At 57.0% G+C, this 14,382-nt stretch carries 15 protein-coding genes, 1 other RNA gene and 2 pseudogenes; 9 read left to right on the top strand and 9 right to left on the bottom strand.

What is annotated here, in order from left to right; genetic code table 11:
• A pseudogene (locus ACVWYY_RS00920) lies at window positions 1-608 on the bottom strand (photosystem II D2 protein (photosystem q(a) protein)); the annotation flags it as partial.
• Window positions 609-1,085: 477 nt separating this feature from the next.
• Between ACVWYY_RS00920 and petM the strand changes: the two are divergent.
• The 6 genes from petM (at window position 1,086) to ACVWYY_RS00890 (ending at window position 5,538) form a co-directional block, all read left to right on the top strand.
• The gene (gene petM / locus ACVWYY_RS00915; RefSeq protein WP_414329137.1) at window positions 1,086-1,193 is read left to right on the top strand and encodes a cytochrome b6-f complex subunit PetM; all 108 of its coding nucleotides are present in this window, start codon (window positions 1,086-1,088) and stop codon (window positions 1,191-1,193) included.
• A gap of 113 nt (window positions 1,194-1,306) precedes the next feature.
• Window positions 1,307-2,281, top strand: coding sequence for a ketopantoate reductase family protein (locus ACVWYY_RS00910; RefSeq protein WP_414419100.1), 975 nt, complete (start codon window positions 1,307-1,309; stop codon window positions 2,279-2,281).
• A 197-nt stretch (window positions 2,282-2,478) separates the two neighbouring features.
• A complete protein-coding gene (locus tag ACVWYY_RS00905; protein ID WP_457439283.1) occupies window positions 2,479-3,246 on the top strand; it encodes an SDR family oxidoreductase in 768 nt (255 codons plus the stop codon).
• Window positions 3,247-3,318: 72 nt separating this feature from the next.
• On the top strand, window positions 3,319-4,578 hold the full coding sequence (locus tag ACVWYY_RS00900; protein ID WP_457439281.1) for a sensor histidine kinase: 1,260 nt from the start codon (window positions 3,319-3,321) through the stop codon (window positions 4,576-4,578).
• Window positions 4,579-4,732: 154 nt separating this feature from the next.
• A complete protein-coding gene (pedR, locus tag ACVWYY_RS00895; RefSeq protein WP_011432496.1) occupies window positions 4,733-4,996 on the top strand; it encodes a photosynthetic electron transport-dependent transcriptional regulator PedR in 264 nt (87 codons plus the stop codon).
• 281 nt (window positions 4,997-5,277) lie between these two features.
• Window positions 5,278-5,538, top strand: coding sequence for a hypothetical protein (locus tag ACVWYY_RS00890; RefSeq protein WP_238376896.1), 261 nt, complete (start codon window positions 5,278-5,280; stop codon window positions 5,536-5,538).
• 79 nt (window positions 5,539-5,617) lie between these two features.
• Here the strand turns inward: ACVWYY_RS00890 and ACVWYY_RS00885 are convergent, their stop codons facing one another.
• On the bottom strand, window positions 5,618-6,502 hold the full coding sequence (locus ACVWYY_RS00885) for an acyl-CoA desaturase (protein WP_457439279.1): 885 nt from the start codon (window positions 6,500-6,502) through the stop codon (window positions 5,618-5,620).
• 259 nt (window positions 6,503-6,761) lie between these two features.
• On the opposite strand from ACVWYY_RS00885, the pseudogene ACVWYY_RS00880 reads away from it, so the two are divergent.
• Window positions 6,762-6,968 (top strand): annotated as a pseudogene (locus ACVWYY_RS00880) (helix-turn-helix domain-containing protein); the annotation flags it as partial.
• A gap of 539 nt (window positions 6,969-7,507) precedes the next feature.
• On the opposite strand, the gene rnpB reads toward ACVWYY_RS00880, so the two are convergent.
• The 4 genes from rnpB to ACVWYY_RS00860 all read right to left on the bottom strand — a co-directional run bounded on the left by rnpB (window position 7,508) and on the right by ACVWYY_RS00860 (window position 9,582).
• An RNA gene (gene rnpB / locus ACVWYY_RS00875) (RNase P RNA component class A) lies at window positions 7,508-7,937 on the bottom strand.
• A 32-nt stretch (window positions 7,938-7,969) separates the two neighbouring features.
• Window positions 7,970-8,206, bottom strand: a complete 237-nt coding sequence (locus ACVWYY_RS00870) for a hypothetical protein (protein ID WP_457402085.1) — start codon at window positions 8,204-8,206, stop codon at window positions 7,970-7,972.
• A 14-nt stretch (window positions 8,207-8,220) separates the two neighbouring features.
• Entirely contained in the window at window positions 8,221-9,195 is a 975-nt protein-coding gene (locus ACVWYY_RS00865) for a C45 family autoproteolytic acyltransferase/hydolase (RefSeq protein WP_457402087.1), read from the bottom strand.
• Between the two features lie 21 nt (window positions 9,196-9,216).
• Window positions 9,217-9,582: a rhodanese-like domain-containing protein gene (locus ACVWYY_RS00860; RefSeq protein WP_457439277.1), complete on the bottom strand. Its 366-nt coding sequence runs from the start codon at window positions 9,580-9,582 to the stop codon at window positions 9,217-9,219.
• A 209-nt stretch (window positions 9,583-9,791) separates the two neighbouring features.
• Here ACVWYY_RS00860 and ACVWYY_RS00855 point away from each other — a divergent pair, with 209 nt between their 5' ends.
• Both ACVWYY_RS00855 and ACVWYY_RS00850 read left to right on the top strand, forming a co-directional pair.
• Window positions 9,792-10,103, top strand: coding sequence for a hypothetical protein (locus ACVWYY_RS00855; RefSeq protein WP_414343312.1), 312 nt, complete (start codon window positions 9,792-9,794; stop codon window positions 10,101-10,103).
• A gap of 349 nt (window positions 10,104-10,452) precedes the next feature.
• Window positions 10,453-11,967, top strand: coding sequence for a right-handed parallel beta-helix repeat-containing protein (locus ACVWYY_RS00850; protein ID WP_414522942.1), 1,515 nt, complete (start codon window positions 10,453-10,455; stop codon window positions 11,965-11,967).
• A gap of 333 nt (window positions 11,968-12,300) precedes the next feature.
• Here ACVWYY_RS00850 and ndhI read toward each other — a convergent pair whose 3' ends face one another.
• The 3 genes from ndhI to ACVWYY_RS00835 are packed head-to-tail and all read right to left on the bottom strand — an operon-like array spanning window position 12,301 to window position 14,353.
• Window positions 12,301-12,933 carry an NAD(P)H-quinone oxidoreductase subunit I gene (gene ndhI / locus ACVWYY_RS00845; protein WP_011432505.1) on the bottom strand — a complete coding sequence of 211 codons (633 nt, stop codon included), beginning with the start codon at window positions 12,931-12,933 and terminating at the stop codon, window positions 12,301-12,303.
• 38 nt (window positions 12,934-12,971) lie between these two features.
• Complete coding sequence (gene nuoH, locus ACVWYY_RS00840) at window positions 12,972-14,093, bottom strand: NADH-quinone oxidoreductase subunit NuoH (protein ID WP_414331864.1); 1,122 nt, start codon at window positions 14,091-14,093, stop codon at window positions 12,972-12,974.
• Between the two features lie 56 nt (window positions 14,094-14,149).
• Entirely contained in the window at window positions 14,150-14,353 is a 204-nt protein-coding gene (locus ACVWYY_RS00835) for a hypothetical protein (protein WP_414352220.1), read from the bottom strand.
• Between the last annotated feature and the right edge of the window lie 29 nt (window positions 14,354-14,382).

Below are 14,382 nucleotides of genomic sequence, written 5' to 3'. Positions count from 1 at the left end.
CCAGCCACCCCCATCATGTGGAACGGGTTCAGCGTCCAGTTGTGGAACCCCTGGAAAAACAGCAAAAAGCGGAAAATCCCCGCCACCCCAAAGCTGGGCGCAAAAAACCAGCTGCTCTGCCCCAGCGGGTAAATCAAAAACACGCTCACAAACACCGCTATCGGCGCGCTAAACGCAATGGCGTTGTAGGGCCGCACCCCCACCAGCCGGGCAATCTCAAATTGCCGCAGCATAAAGCCAATCAGCCCCAGCGCTCCGTGCAGGGCCACAAAGGTCCACAGCCCCCCAATCTGGCACCAGCGGGTGAAGTCCCCCTGGGCTTCCGGGCCCCACAGCAGCAGCAGGCTGTGGCCCATGCTGTCGGCGGGGGTGGAGACGGCTACGGTCAAAAAGTTGCACCCTTCCAGGTAGGAGCTGGCCAACCCGTGGGTGTACCAGGAAGTTACAAAGGTGGTGCCGGTGAGCCAGCCGCCCAGGGCTAGGTAAGCGCAGGGGAACAGCAGCAGCCCGGACCAGCCGATAAACACGAATCTGTCGCGCTTGAGCCAGTCATCGACGATGTCGAACCATCCTCGCTCCTGACGCACGCGCCCTACCGCTATGGTCATCTGAACTACTCCTTAAAGACATCTAAATGAATGAGGACGTTAATGAAACCACAAAGTTTGCTTCTTCGAAGCAGGAGCGGAGCCTAGGTATAAAGACTCAACTCCTGGGTCTTTTGCCTCAGTTTCCTTGAACGGCTCTTTGGCAAGAACTGCTCAGGAGTTTCCCGTTAAGTCAGGATCCCTAGCGCTTCAAGACCTTACTTAGAACCGTTTCCACAACTCGCGAGGCCCAACGGGCCATTCGAGAGCCACCAAACAAGTTTTACGGCTGTAGGCATTACAACTTAGCCTATGCCGGTAAAGACTTGTAAATTGCTTTCATTATAGAGGCGGATAGCCGGATCTCATCAAGTCTGGGAGAACGACTGTTTTTCGAGGAGTTGGGTTTGGGCCGCTACACCCTTGGAGTGAAGGCCAGGGCTTGGGATCCGATATCCTGAGAAGGCGATGTATCCCATTTGCGAGGAAGCTGAATCTATGGCTGGCGAGATCTTCACCATTGCTGGACTCTGCATTGTGCTGACCCTGGTGGGCGTGGCACTTGGATATGGGATCCTAAGGGTGACCCAAGGGGGGGCAGAGTAAAGCTGTCGAGGATTTCTCCCGGGCCCGGTATCGGGCCTTGTTACAGCTCCATGTCAATTCCATGTCAATTGGCCACCTGGATATGAGGTGGGTGGCGGAAAGATGATAGACTCATGAAGATTTGTATCGTTGGCGCCGGGGCGGTGGGAAGTCACTTGGCCATATGCCTGGCTCGGTCTGGCTTTCCCGTCAGTGTCGTGGCCCGTGGAGCTCACCTGCAGGCCATCCGCACCCAAGGTCTGAAGCTCATCCGGCAGGGGGATCCCTCCCAAACCTGGGTAGAGCGGTTGACGGCCACCGACGATCCGGCTGCCCTGGGCCCACAGGACTGGCTGATAGTGACGGTCAAGGCCCACAGCTTGCCGCAGCTTGCCCCTCGACTGGGATCCCTGTGTGGCCCCGACACCCCCATTGTGATCGCCCAGAATGGTATCCCCTGGTGGTACTTTTACCGGCATGGGGGCGAGTTTGAGGGGCATTCCCTGACTTCCGTGGATCCAGAAGGGGTTATCGCTGCTCATTTGCCGATAGAGCGGGTGATTGGCTGTGTGGTGTACATTGCCGTGCAGTTGGCAGAGCCAGGAGTGGTCTTGCACACAGGGGGTGGGCGCTACATTCTGGGGGAGCCGGATGGATCCCTGTCAGGACGGCTGCAGTCCTTGGCCGCCATCTTTGAACAGGCGCAGCTTGCCACCACCCTCACCTCGCAGATTCGGGCCGAGATCTGGCAGAAACTGTGGGGCAATGCCGCCTTCAATCCCATCAGCGCCCTCACCCGAGCTGCTCAAGATGAGATCGCTCAGTACCCACCCACCCATGCTCTGGTTCGGTCGGTGATGCGGGAAGTTGAGGCTGTAGCCCAAGCTCTAGGGATCCGGCTGCCGGTCTCTTTGGAAGAGCGGCTAGAAGATGCAGCCCGCGTGGGATCCCATCGCACCTCGATGCTGCAGGATGTTGAGCTGGGGCGACGGACGGAGATCGAGGCCATTGTGGGAGCCATCACCGAGTTGGGGCGTTTGGTGGGGGTGCCCACTCCCCATTTGGATACTCTGTATGCTTGCGTCAAGCTGCTGGAGCGCTCTCTTTAAGGAGCTTTTGCAGGAAGCGGTAGCGTCGCTACCGAACGGCAGAGAAACGATTCGTTTGCTGGATCCCAGGCTCCCCCCTGGGGAAGTGGCTCGAACTCCTAGAATGGCTGTAGCCTCCCACTGAGGAGGAAGCTGGGGGCGGCTGTCCATTTTTCTCCGACTCAACCCAACTGAAATCACAGCATTTGAATTAGCAAATGATGCTTGAAAACTCCATCGTGCTCATCACCGGAGCCAGTAGCGGCATTGGGGCCGCTTGTGCCACCCTTTTTGCTCGTTCTGGAGCCCGCCTGATTCTGGTGGCCCGCCGTCAGGATCGGCTGCAGGAACTGGCTGGGGAGTTGCAGCAGGCTTATGGCACTTCTTCCTACCTGCTGGCTTTGGATGTGCGGGATGGGACAGCCGTGCAGCAGGCGCTCCAATCTCTGCCCTCGCCGTGGGCCGACATCGACATCTTGATCAACAATGCCGGTTTAAGTCGTGGCTTAGACAAGCTCCACATGGGGGCCTTGCAAGACTGGGAAGAGATGATCGATACCAACCTCAAGGGTCTGCTCTATGTTACCCGCGCCGTTTTGCCCGGCATGGTGGAGCGAGGTCGAGGCCATGTGGTGAACATCGGCTCCATTGCCGGTCGGCAGACCTACCCAGGTGGCGCTGTGTATTGCGCTTCTAAGGCCGCCGTGCGGGCCATCTCCGAGGGGCTGAAGCTGGATTTACTGGGCACCCCCATTCGCGTCACCGAGATTCAGCCGGGCCTGGTGGAAACCGAGTTCAGCCAAGTGCGCTTCCGTGGGGATCGCGCCCGCGCGGCAGCAGTGTATCAGGGCCTCACCCCCTTGACGGCGATGGATGTGGCTGAAGTGGTGGTGTTTGCGGCAACCCGTCCCCCCCACGTGAACATCAGCGAGATCTTGCTTGTGCCCACCGACCAAGCCAGTACCACCCTCGTACATCGTCGATAAGAGGCCGGCAACCGGGCTTTCGCCTCCACTCTTGCTTCCCTGAGCGACAATGGCAGCAAAGGTGGTGGGAACATGGGACTGGAAGCCGGGATCCTGATCGGGTTGGGAATCGGTTTGCTTTGCACGTTGCTCCTGCTGTGGCAGACTCGGCGCCGTTTCAGATGCGAATTGCAGCGGTTGGGATCCCTGGTGCATCTGGCCATGCCCCTCCACTCCCTGGAACAGATGCTCAGCTTGCTCAGCCGTTATCTTCGCCAACAAGATCTGGATTGGGCCAACCAAAAACAGCAACTGCAAAACTGGCAATACCTGAGTCAGCGGCTCCCTTGGGGATATCTGCGGGTAGACGAAAACAACGTGGTGCTGGAGTGCAATCCTGCCGCCCAGCGCCTGCTGCGCATCAGCCAATGGCAGCCGGGCATCAAGCTCTTGCTGGAATGGGTGCGCTCCTACGAGTTGGATCAGCTCATCGAGGCTACCCGCCGACAGGAGACCGCTGCTCCTGTCCAAAGTCGCGAATGGATTTTCTACCCTTCCGGTGGGGATGGCAAACCGATTCCGCTGCGGGCTTGGGGGTTGCTGCTGCCGCAAGCGCACGTGGCCATTTTTTTAGAAGACCGGCTGGAAGCAAAAATGCTGGCCCAACAGCGGGATCGCTGGGCTTCGGATGTGGCTCACGAGCTGAAAACCCCCCTCACCTCCATTCGCTTGCTGGCCGAAACTTTACAAAGCCGGGTCGATGCCGCTCAAGCAGTCTGGGTGGAACGATTGCTAAATGAAACTCTGCGCCTGAGCCATTTGGTTCAAGACTTGCTCGAACTCAGTGCCCTCAATCTGGGAGCCGCATCCCGCTCTCAGTGGCGCTGGGTGGATCTGGCAAGTCTGGTGCAGGAAGCCTGGCAAAGTTTGGAGCCGTTGGCCAAACCCCGCCACCAGGAACTGCACCTGAGCGGATTGTCCCAGATTTACCTCTGGGGAGATGAGCAACGCCTATACCGCCTCGTTCTCAATCTCTTGGACAACGCCGTCAAGTATGGCAAGCCCGACTCTCCTATCCACGTGGTGCTTTCGGAGCAGGGATCCCAGGTGCGGCTAGAGGTGTACGACCACGGCCCCGGCCTGCCAGAAGATCAATTTGAGTTGGTCTTTCAGCCCTTTTACCGCACCGACACTGCGCGGGCCCGCAGCAAAGGCGGAACCGGCCTAGGGCTGGCAATTGTGCGGCAGATTGTCGAGGTTCATGGGGGCACCATCCAACTGCGCAATCACCCACAAACCAGTGGGCTGTGGGTTCAGGTGGAACTGCCCCGGAAGCACTTGGATCCCTTGTGAAGCCTATCCGAAAACGCTCGCATCAGTGGCCTGCAGCCGGAGTCTGGCCGAGAATCGCTCAAGATTTCCCTGCTGCAGGGCTATCCATCTCAGGGGTGATCCCCTAGAATTGGGGTAGGTAATCTTTACAGTTCATCTTAAGCAGGCATTCGGAATGGGTACTGACTATCATTCCGCAGACTTGTTGTCCGAACGGGAGCTGCAGGTCATTGAGTTGATTGCAGCAGGACTGACCAATCAGGACATCGCGGAACGCCTAGAGATCAGCAAGCGCACCGTTGACAATCACATCAGCAATATTTTGAGCAAGACCCGAACGGCAAATCGGGTGGCCTTAGTACGCTGGGCCTTGCAATGGGGAAAGATTTGCCTGGATCAGGTAAACTGCTGCACCTTGGTCGATGACAAAATTGCTTAGTCCCATCCCATTTTGCTGGTCAAGTGTCCAGCAAAGAGTGTTGAGCGGGGGGGTTTTGGTGACTGTATTGCCCAGAAGTTATAGTCATTTCAATGAGGAATGAAACTGTTCCGTTGCAGTGCTTCCTAGCTCTTCTCTCTCTTAGGGAGAGGGATTGGGGGGCTCGCGGAAGTGATGCGGAGCATTTGGGCGACACCGCGGAGTAGTTAGGAAGCGTCTTAATCTAACTTGAAGTGACTATACTTGAGTTGTTTTGAGCTACGTTGATTGGGTTGTCATACGTGAGCGTCCCCAAGCTGAAACGCTACGCTGTTCGCTACGATTCTATGCCTCTGATGGTTTATCGGGAATTGGCTGCCCATTTGGCTTGTGTTTCAGGGGTAGAAACGGAGCTGGAGTGGAAAAAAAACTCCACCTTTCGCTACCAAGACAGCCAAATAGAGGCATTGCATATTCATCAAGAACCCGATGCCGACATAGAACAAATTAAGCGTATTCTTGACCACTATGGAGCGTGGCAGTATAGCCCCTTAGAAGACTAGCTCTCTCTGCAACCCAAAAGGGATCCCTAGGGATAGGGATCCCCGGATGATTCCTCTGCAAGGTCTGGGAAAAACCAGTTCAGCGAGCAGCTTGGCCTTGGGCAGGCAGGTGCAGCTTACGAGCCAGGCCCAATCTCGCCAACAGCCAAATGGCCCAGTAGGTCATGTCGATCTCCCACCAACGCAAACCGGCCTTAACGCACTTCGGGTCGGCATGATGGTTGTTGTGCCAGCCTTCACCATAGGTCAGAATGGCCGCCCACCAAAGGTTACGGGCATTGTCGTTGCTCTCGAAAGTTCGGTAACCCCAGAAGTGGCTGGCCGAGTTGATCAACCAGGTACAATGCAGTAGCAGCACTGTCCGCACAAAGATACCGTACACGACGAATGACCAGCCCCCCAGCAGGTAGAGTATTGCAGCCAACGGCAGTTGCAGAAGCAGAGCATACCTATCCAGCCAGCGGTAGAAGGGATCCCGAGCCAAGTCGGGCGCAAAGGCAGAATACTTCTCAGGGTTGAAAAATTCTTCGCGGTGGTAGATCAGCCAGAGCACATGGCTCCACCAAAAGCCCTTACGAGCAGAATAGGGATCCTTCTCCTCGTCTTCGGTGAAGGCGTGATGCTGACGATGGCCGCCCACCCAAAAGATCGGCCCCCCTTGAACGGCCAGGGCACCGAGAGTCGTGAAGACATATTCCAGCCACTTGGGCACCTGGAAACTACGATGGCTGAGCAGGCGGTGGTACCCCAAGCAGATGCCTAAGCTGCCGAAACACCAGTGGAGAAATAGGGCTACTCCCAGAGCGGGCCAGGAGAAGAAGAAAATGCCTCCCACCAAAGCCACCACGTGAAAGATGGCAAAGAAGAGCACATGTTCCCAAGCAAACCGAAAGGATTCTTGGGGCTCGGGCTGAATGAGCGGAGCGGGATGATTCAGCGATTGGCGAGAAAAAGAAGTGGTCATGAACCCACAAAACCTCAGAAGAAGAAGTAGACTAGACTGACTAGGAAAGAGCCAAAACACAAAGCCCAAGTTAAGGCCGCCGGATAACAGCGGCCCAACGTGAAAACGGAGTCAAACCCCTGAAGACACCGCCATAGCCAGCGGTGACTTGCTATGTGCTCCGCTGTGATGAACTTGGCTACACAGGAAGAAGAGGAGCAGAGGCAACGCTGCCGACATCCTCTCGCTTGACATTAAGCCTAGCGGTATTCCACCGTAAATGCAAGCGTCACTTGCAGCCCGCCGCAATTCTTCAGGTTTTCTCCTCACTATGGCACGTCCTTCTTCTCGGCAAAGGCTGCTGAATGCGGCTCGGGAGCTGTTCGTTCGTCAGGGCATCACCCAAACCACCACCCGTCAAATTGCGGATTTGGCCGGAGTGAATGAGGTCACCCTGTTTCGGCACTTCGGCACCAAGCAAGGGTTACTCCTGGCCGTATTTGGGGAGCTGGGGGTCTTTTCCGGCATAGCCGATCTGCCCCTGAAGGCGGATCCCGCCCCCTCTCAAGGCTCTGGGTTACAAGCCATTCTCCTGCGCTATGTCCACACCTGTTTTCGGGCTTTGGCCGATAATCCTGAACTGGTGCGCTCCCTGGTCGGGGAGGCTGGCCTTTATTCTGAGGAACATCGTCGCGCCTTGCGGATGGGTTTTTCTCAGGCCCAAGAACAGCTGACAGAGTATTTGCGGCGATTTCCCAACTCTGAGTTGCAATCTGTCGAGCCAGATCGCCTTTATGCAGCCGTTGGGGTTTTGCATGTAATGATTTTGGGAGCAGCAATGTTGGCGGTAACTGCCGAGTTGCCTTCCGTTGGCGCCGACGGAACCGAGCCCTCTGTTGAGGGGCAGCTATCGGATGAAAAATCTAAAAAATCAGAGAAAGGCGCCGAAACCGCCAGGATCCCCCCCCTTCTGCAAGCCTGCGTGGAGCTGTGGATGGCAGGCGTGACCCAACAGAGACCAGATAGAAAAGAGAGGAGGTTGTAAGCCGGGTTCTGTAGTGCAGAGTTGCACTGGCGATCATCTATCTGGGAGTGATGTTACCATCACCCTCTAGCGGCTCACCACCATCGAGAGCACCCTTCCCCACTTTGGGTACCGTGACCTCGATGCAACCGACAGGGGCGAAGAACAGCCATGATCCTGCGGCTGCGGCCTTGCTTTCCACCGGGGTTTACCGAGCCAACGCCTCACGACGTTGCTGGTGGGCTCTTACCCCACCTTTGCACCCTTACCTGTGCTGGGATCCCAGCCATCGGCGGTATGTTTCTGTGGCACTATCCTCGCGGTTACCCGCACTGGGCTTTCCCCAGCGGTGTGTTCTTCTGAAAGCCCGGACTTTCCTCATCCCGCTGTCTGGTGGCGACAGCAAGGACGCGATCGCCTGCCCCTCCTCTCTCTTCAGCTCGATCCTACTGCATCTTCCAAACCTAGAAAATCCCGGAAATCGGTACAAACTCCACTTGATCGGGAATGTTGGGGGCCAGGTGTAAGATTTGCCGGTTCAAATCCATCACCACAGCCGCCACGCTTTCGGTGCGATCCCAGGCGGGCAGATGGGGATCCGGATGGCGGCAGATGCAGTGGGGGGCATTCGTCCGGTCCTGTAGGATTTTTTGAAGAGTGACCGCCTCTAGGGTTCCGGTTTGAGCGCTCTGGCGAAGCAAATGATAGGCCCGTTCTAGCCTTGTGGAGGATCCTGTGTGGGGGGGCAGCCATCTTCTCGCAAGGCCGGATCCAGGAAATGATTGGTGTGGGCGAGGATCCCTCCTTGAGGGAGATGCAGGCCAATTCCTCGTGGACTGATTTCAAAGCTGATTGCACTAGCGGGCTGTAGGCCTACCGCCTGTCCTGCGGTACCCGCAACGCTGACACAAGAGGACGCGGTGTAAGGATAGGATCCCACCCTCTCCACAGCTTGCTGCCACTCCTCACACTCCAACAACAAGCGCAATAGCAAATGCACCGGCATTCCCTCGGTTTGCCCATCTAGGGTAGAGCGCAAGAGGTTGAGGGCCACGGCCAACCCTGCTCGGTTGAGGCCGATTTTGGCCAGGATCCCAGCTTCGGTCAGGGTGAGGTAGGCAGGGTGGGTATCGGAGTGAACGCGCAACAGCACACAGGCCCTGCGCTGCTCCCCAAGCCAATCCCAGGTTTGGGCCAGATAGGTGTGGTGGGTGGAGGTAACCTGGGGCAAGGCCGCTAGGGTAGTACATTCTCCCCCATCTGACTTGGCTGGGTTTGGATCGATGAGTTTCTCCATTGCCTTGCATTCATGAGCAGGATCCGCTGGGTGCTGGGGTACTCCGTTTTGGAGATTGTGTTCCAGAGCAGCGGCGCAGTCGGGATGGGATCCACCGACAACCGATCTGGATAAAATCTCGGTGCGCAAATTGAGGGCCAGAATCTCGGCAAAACGGAAGCCACTCCCCGCGGCAATGCCTTGGATTTCTTCCAGCAGGTGGGGCACGTGGCGCTCTAGCCAGGGCAGGGATCCCTCTGCTTGGGTCTGGGCCTGCTGCCAGGTGAGACCACAGCGGTAGGCAAATTGGCGGGCGTAACTAGCAATGCTGTGGCGAATGAGTTGGGCCGCCTGGGATCCATACTGTTGGCCTCGTTGCTGGGGATCCCCCTGCAGATGAAGAATGGGGAACATGGTGCTGGTTTGCCCGTGACCTCAATAGGTGGGCAGGGAGGGATCCACCTCACAGGCCCAAGCGTGAATGCCGCCGCTGATGTTATAAACCTGGGTGAACCCGTTGGCCTGTAGCCACCGGCTCATCTGAGCAGAGCGGAGGCCATGATGGCAGAGCACAAAAGTTGGCTGATCTGGATCCAGCTCTGTGAGGATCCGTTCCCTCCATTCCTCGTACTGGCTCAAGGGGTAGTTGCGAAAGCCCAGGGCATTTAAATTCACCAGCTCCAGCTCTGCCGGTTCCCGCACATCGATCAATTGCAGAGGGCCGGCCTCGGGATCCTGTAGGTATTGGGCCATCTGTTGTGGTGTAATGGAGCGGATGGAAGAGGACATCAATCGACTCAAGCCTACACGGATCCCCTCTCAAGATACACCGGCTCAATGGCTGCCCTGAGACTGCCTGCAAGGGTTAAGATGACACCTTGATTTGGGCTTAGCCTGGGTATGGCTGTGCAACGCTTTTTGATCGACACGGATACGGCGGGAGATGATGTTACCTCGCTGCTCTTTGGGCTGCTCTGGCCCAACAGCATCCTACAGGGCTGCCCGCCGGGGTGAGTTTCATTCGAGATCCCTTTGCGGAAGTGCCCAAACCCGCCGATTATGCCAGCATCTGCAGCGGAGATACCCGTCCGCTGTTCTTTATCGGTGTGGATGCTAACCAAAACTACCTGGGGGATACCGATAACAACCCTGCCACCCTCAACCACGGTCTCACCTCGATGCTGAAGCGGGTGGATATGGCCACCTATGAAGTGATTCGCAGCGTGGTGGAAGGCAACTTTAAGGCAACTTTAAGGCAACTTTGTCGGCGGCATTCAAACCTTTGGCCTGGAGAACGAGGGTGTGGGCTATGCTCTGGATGAGTACAACCAAGCCTTGCTCCCGGCAGATTTGGTGGCTGCTGTGGAAGCGGTGCAGCAAGACATCCTCGCCGGAACCCTCGAAGTACCTGAAGAGCGCTAGATTTTTGAGATTTTTGTTGCCGATTGATTGCGGATCCCTGGCGAAGCCTTGACTAAACAGAGGATCCATCAGAGGATGCTTTTGCTGAGGGCATTGGATCGCAACTTGGCCATCTGCACTTTGACCTCGTGGCAGTTGTTTGTTGCTCTTGTTTGTTGCTGTAACAACCTTAACCGCTAAGCGCTTGTAAGGGGCTTTCCACCTATGCTTGGCCAAGTATCCAAATCTGGTTGGGGGATCTGTTCAGCCTTGCTGCCTCTGTTGGCGGGGGTTGCCCTCGGCTGTGGGGGTGGCGGCGGCAGTTCTCCACCTCTTCCTCCGCCAGGTGGCGGGCCCATCATCCTGAGAGTGGATCCGGCCAGTGGCCCCTTTACCAAACTGGCAGACGCAGTTGCAGAGGCGCAGCGACTTCAGACTGCCACAGCCGGCCTGGAGGTGCTGATCGAGATTTTGGGGACGGGCAGGGAAACTTTGCAAAGCAACCTGGCCCTGGATGGCGGCGATGGCACCAACGGCGGTCGCATTCGCATCACCAGCTCCACCGCCTATGAGATCCTGACCGGGCTCTTTGACGTGATTGTAGCCAGCCAAACCAGCCTGCAGGGGGTAGATGTGGTGCTGGGGGGTGGACGGGTGCAGGTGAACAACGGCACTTTTCAGCCGCGCAAGGTCACCCTCAACGACCCTCGCTCCAACATCTTGGTCAACGGCAATGCTGCGGTTCTAGAGGGAGCCTTGAACCAATTGGCCGAGATTTTGTGCCAGCAATTTTTGGATCCCTGTGTGCAGATCTCTGGGAATGGCCGGGTCAGCCGTGTCTCGCCGATTGTCAGTAAAACGGGTGGGGTGGGCATAGGCACTGTGCCGGGCAGCAATCCCATCCTTGAAAACAACACAATTCTCCTGCAGGCTTTGGGGGCTTTGGCCGTTCGCTATGGTGACAACTCCGGCGGGATCTTCCGCAACAACCAAATCGAAGGGGATCCACCCACGGCTGGAGCCGGCTTGGTACTGCAGGCGCGGCAAGCAGGTACGAGTGGCACTACCGGGATTCAGCTGGATGGGGCAGGCTCAATTCCATCCATTCAATCCAACCGGATCGGCGTGGGCAGGATAGCCGGCAGTGTCGGCATTCGTATTTTGCAGGGAACCCAGGCCCGCACCATTTCCGGGAATACGTTCCTAGCTCGGGGCGAGGGCGTAGGAGTGGCAATTCAGGCGGCCCCCGGCACCCCAGATGCGGTAGTCGCAGCCTACCTGGCTGGCAATACTTTCCAAGGAAACTTTGCTCAGAGGGTCACTGGGGAACCTGCGCCCACGCCAACTCCTACCCTGAGGCCACCACCAACTCCTGCACCGACACCCTCTCCCACCCCCACACCTCCAGTATTGGGCACCGGCCCCATTCAAGTTACCTTGAGTTGGAACACCATCGATGACCTTGACCTGTATGTTACGGATCCCACGCAGCAGACCGTGTTTTTTAACAACCGAATTGTCCCTTCTGGAGGACGGCTGGATGTGGATGCCAATGCCGACTGTGTTGCCGTAACCCAAAATGCTGTGGAGAATGTCTTTTGGGCTTCCACCCCGCCCTCAGGGCCATACTTCATCGAGGTGAGATTGTTCCGGCGCTGCTCCCAATCAACTGCTCCCATTCCCTTTACCGTAACGGTTCGCAAGAGCGGAAACGTCGCGCAGACTTTTAGCGGCTTGGCCACATCCCCTGGCTTGGCGGGTAGGTTTACGTTTTCCTTCCCCTGAAGTTAGCCAAGGCTGGCAGCCATCTGCCCTGCCCACGTATGGCCATTTTGGTTCAGACTAGGACACCACACCTATACTCATACTCAGATCTTTGATTGCAGATCGCAGGGTTCAGAAGACCTTATTTCTGCGCCCCAGGCATCTCCTTCCCACTAAGGACAGCTCCAACTTCGCGGCCTCGACGCTTTTTCTGGCCATCACCTTGCGGCAGCGGGCGATGCTGGAAGGCAGTCCCACAAGTTCAAACAGTCACATCCCCTGGGAAAGGGGCTAGGGGTGGCGGACAGCGGCGCGGAGCGCTTTGCGTCAGCATGAGTGCGGGAGTATGTCACGCTATTCCGCAGCAGCCTTGGCTGCTTTCGCTTCGGCTTCCTTAGCAGCTTTGGCCGCTCTCATTTCCGCCAGAATCTCCTCCGGTCGTTTGCCAGCCCGCTGGGATCCAGCAGGTAAATCGTGGGGATCGATCACCCCTTTGGGCAGATAGGCAAACTCCCGCAGTGGGGTCACCATTGGGTCCTCAGTTACCTTGGAGGGCAAACGGCCCATCGCCACTTGGTGGTAGTTGAGGTCATGGCGGTCGTAAGTAGCCAACTCATAATCCTCGGTTACCGAGAGACAATTGGTGGGGCAAAACTCCACACAATTGGCACAGAAAATGCACACCCCAAAATCGATGCTGTAGCTGTAGAGCTCCTTTTTCTTCAGCTCTGGGTTGTAGGCCCAATCCACCACCGGCAGATCAATGGGGCAAACCCGAACGCAGATCTCGCAGGCAATACACTTATCGAACTCGAAGTGGATGCGTCCCCGAAAGCGCTCAGAGGGGATCAGCTTTTCGAAGGGGTATTGCACGGTTACCGGGCGCCGGCCCATGTGGTCGAAGACAACCCCCATCCCTTGGCCGATGTACTTGGCGGCTCGGAAGGCATCGCCCACATATTCTTTGACACGCTTTAGAAAAGTCATGGTCTATGTTCTCCCTCTCTGGCCTCTTTACTTCTCATTCAACCCCCAAAAAAGGTGGGGAAGGCGAGCTTTAGGGCTGCCGTCAGCAGCAAGTTAACAAAGGATACAGGCAGCAAAAACTTCCACCCCAAGTCCAGCAGTTGGTCAATGCGCACCCGCGGCAAGGTCCAGCGCAGCAGGATGGCCAAGAAGATGAAGATAAAAGCTTTGACCATCGTCATGACAATGCCCAAGGCCGCCGCGCCGATCTGCAAGAAGGGGTTATCCAAGGGGATCCCGGCCAAGGCGGCAATCGTTTCCACCGGCACCACGAACGACCAACCCCCCAAGTACAGCACTGCCGCAATCAGAGAAGCCAGCAGCAAGTTGGCGTAGGATCCCAGATAAAAGAGGGCAAACTTCATGCCGGAGTACTCCGTTTGGTAACCGGCTACCAGCTCTTCTTCTGCTTCCGGCAAATCGAACGGGATCCGCTCCGTTTCCGCCAGAGCCGAGATCAGGAAAATGACAAAGCCAATGGGCTGCCGCCAGACGTTCCAGCTCAGAATGCCCAGGCCGCTCTGCTGCTCCACGATCCCCACCGTGTCCAGACCGTTGCTCATCAGCACCACGGCCAACACTGACAGGGCCAGCGGCAGTTCGTAGCTGATCGATTGAGCTGCCGCGCGTAGCCCACCCAGCAAGGAGTACTTGTTATTGGAACCGTAGCCCGACATCAACAAACCGATGGGTTGCACGCTGGAGGTGGCGATCAGGAAGAACACGCCAATGGCAATGTTGGAGATCAATAGGTTCTGGCCAAAGGGAACCACCAGGTAGCACAAAAAGACGGGCAGGAAAACCAATATCGGCCCCAGCGTAAACAAGACTGGGTCGGCCAAGATGGGCAGAACATCTTCTTTGGTCAGCAGCTTGATGCCATCGGCAATCGGGATCAGCACCCCCTGAGGGCCGGCCATGTTGGGGCCAATCCGCTGTTGGGCTGCTGCCGAGATCTTGCGCTCCAGCCAGGTCATGACCATCACCCCCAAGGTGGCGGCGATGATCAGCAGCAACATCGGCAGGGGCATCCAGAGGGCATGGGCTGCACCTGCTCCCAAGCCTAGGTTCTGTAGGGCAGTCTCGAAGCCAAGTTGTAGGTCGATACCAGCGTTTGTCATGGGGGTGAGTAGCTCCCTAGAGATGGCGGGTTGGGTAGGGTTTGGGATCCCTGTAGCTAAGTTTTCCCGTTGGGATCCGATTGGGGGGGACGGTTGCGGCGGCGTAGCTCCTGCTGGATGATGGCCTGAAGGCGAGCATCGGATAGCTCCTCCGCGCGGCGGCGCCTTTCCTCTTGGTACTTAGCCCATTGCTTGGGGCCGATAACCGCAGCAATAGCAGACACAATCAACAGCGGCAGAACCAAGATCGCCCAGGCCATCGCCTTTGTCCTCGCTTTCCGTAAGTATC

This window comes from Thermostichus sp. MS-CIW-34 (assembly GCF_054060435.1).
This window is presented reverse-complemented; position numbering and strand designations above follow the sequence as displayed.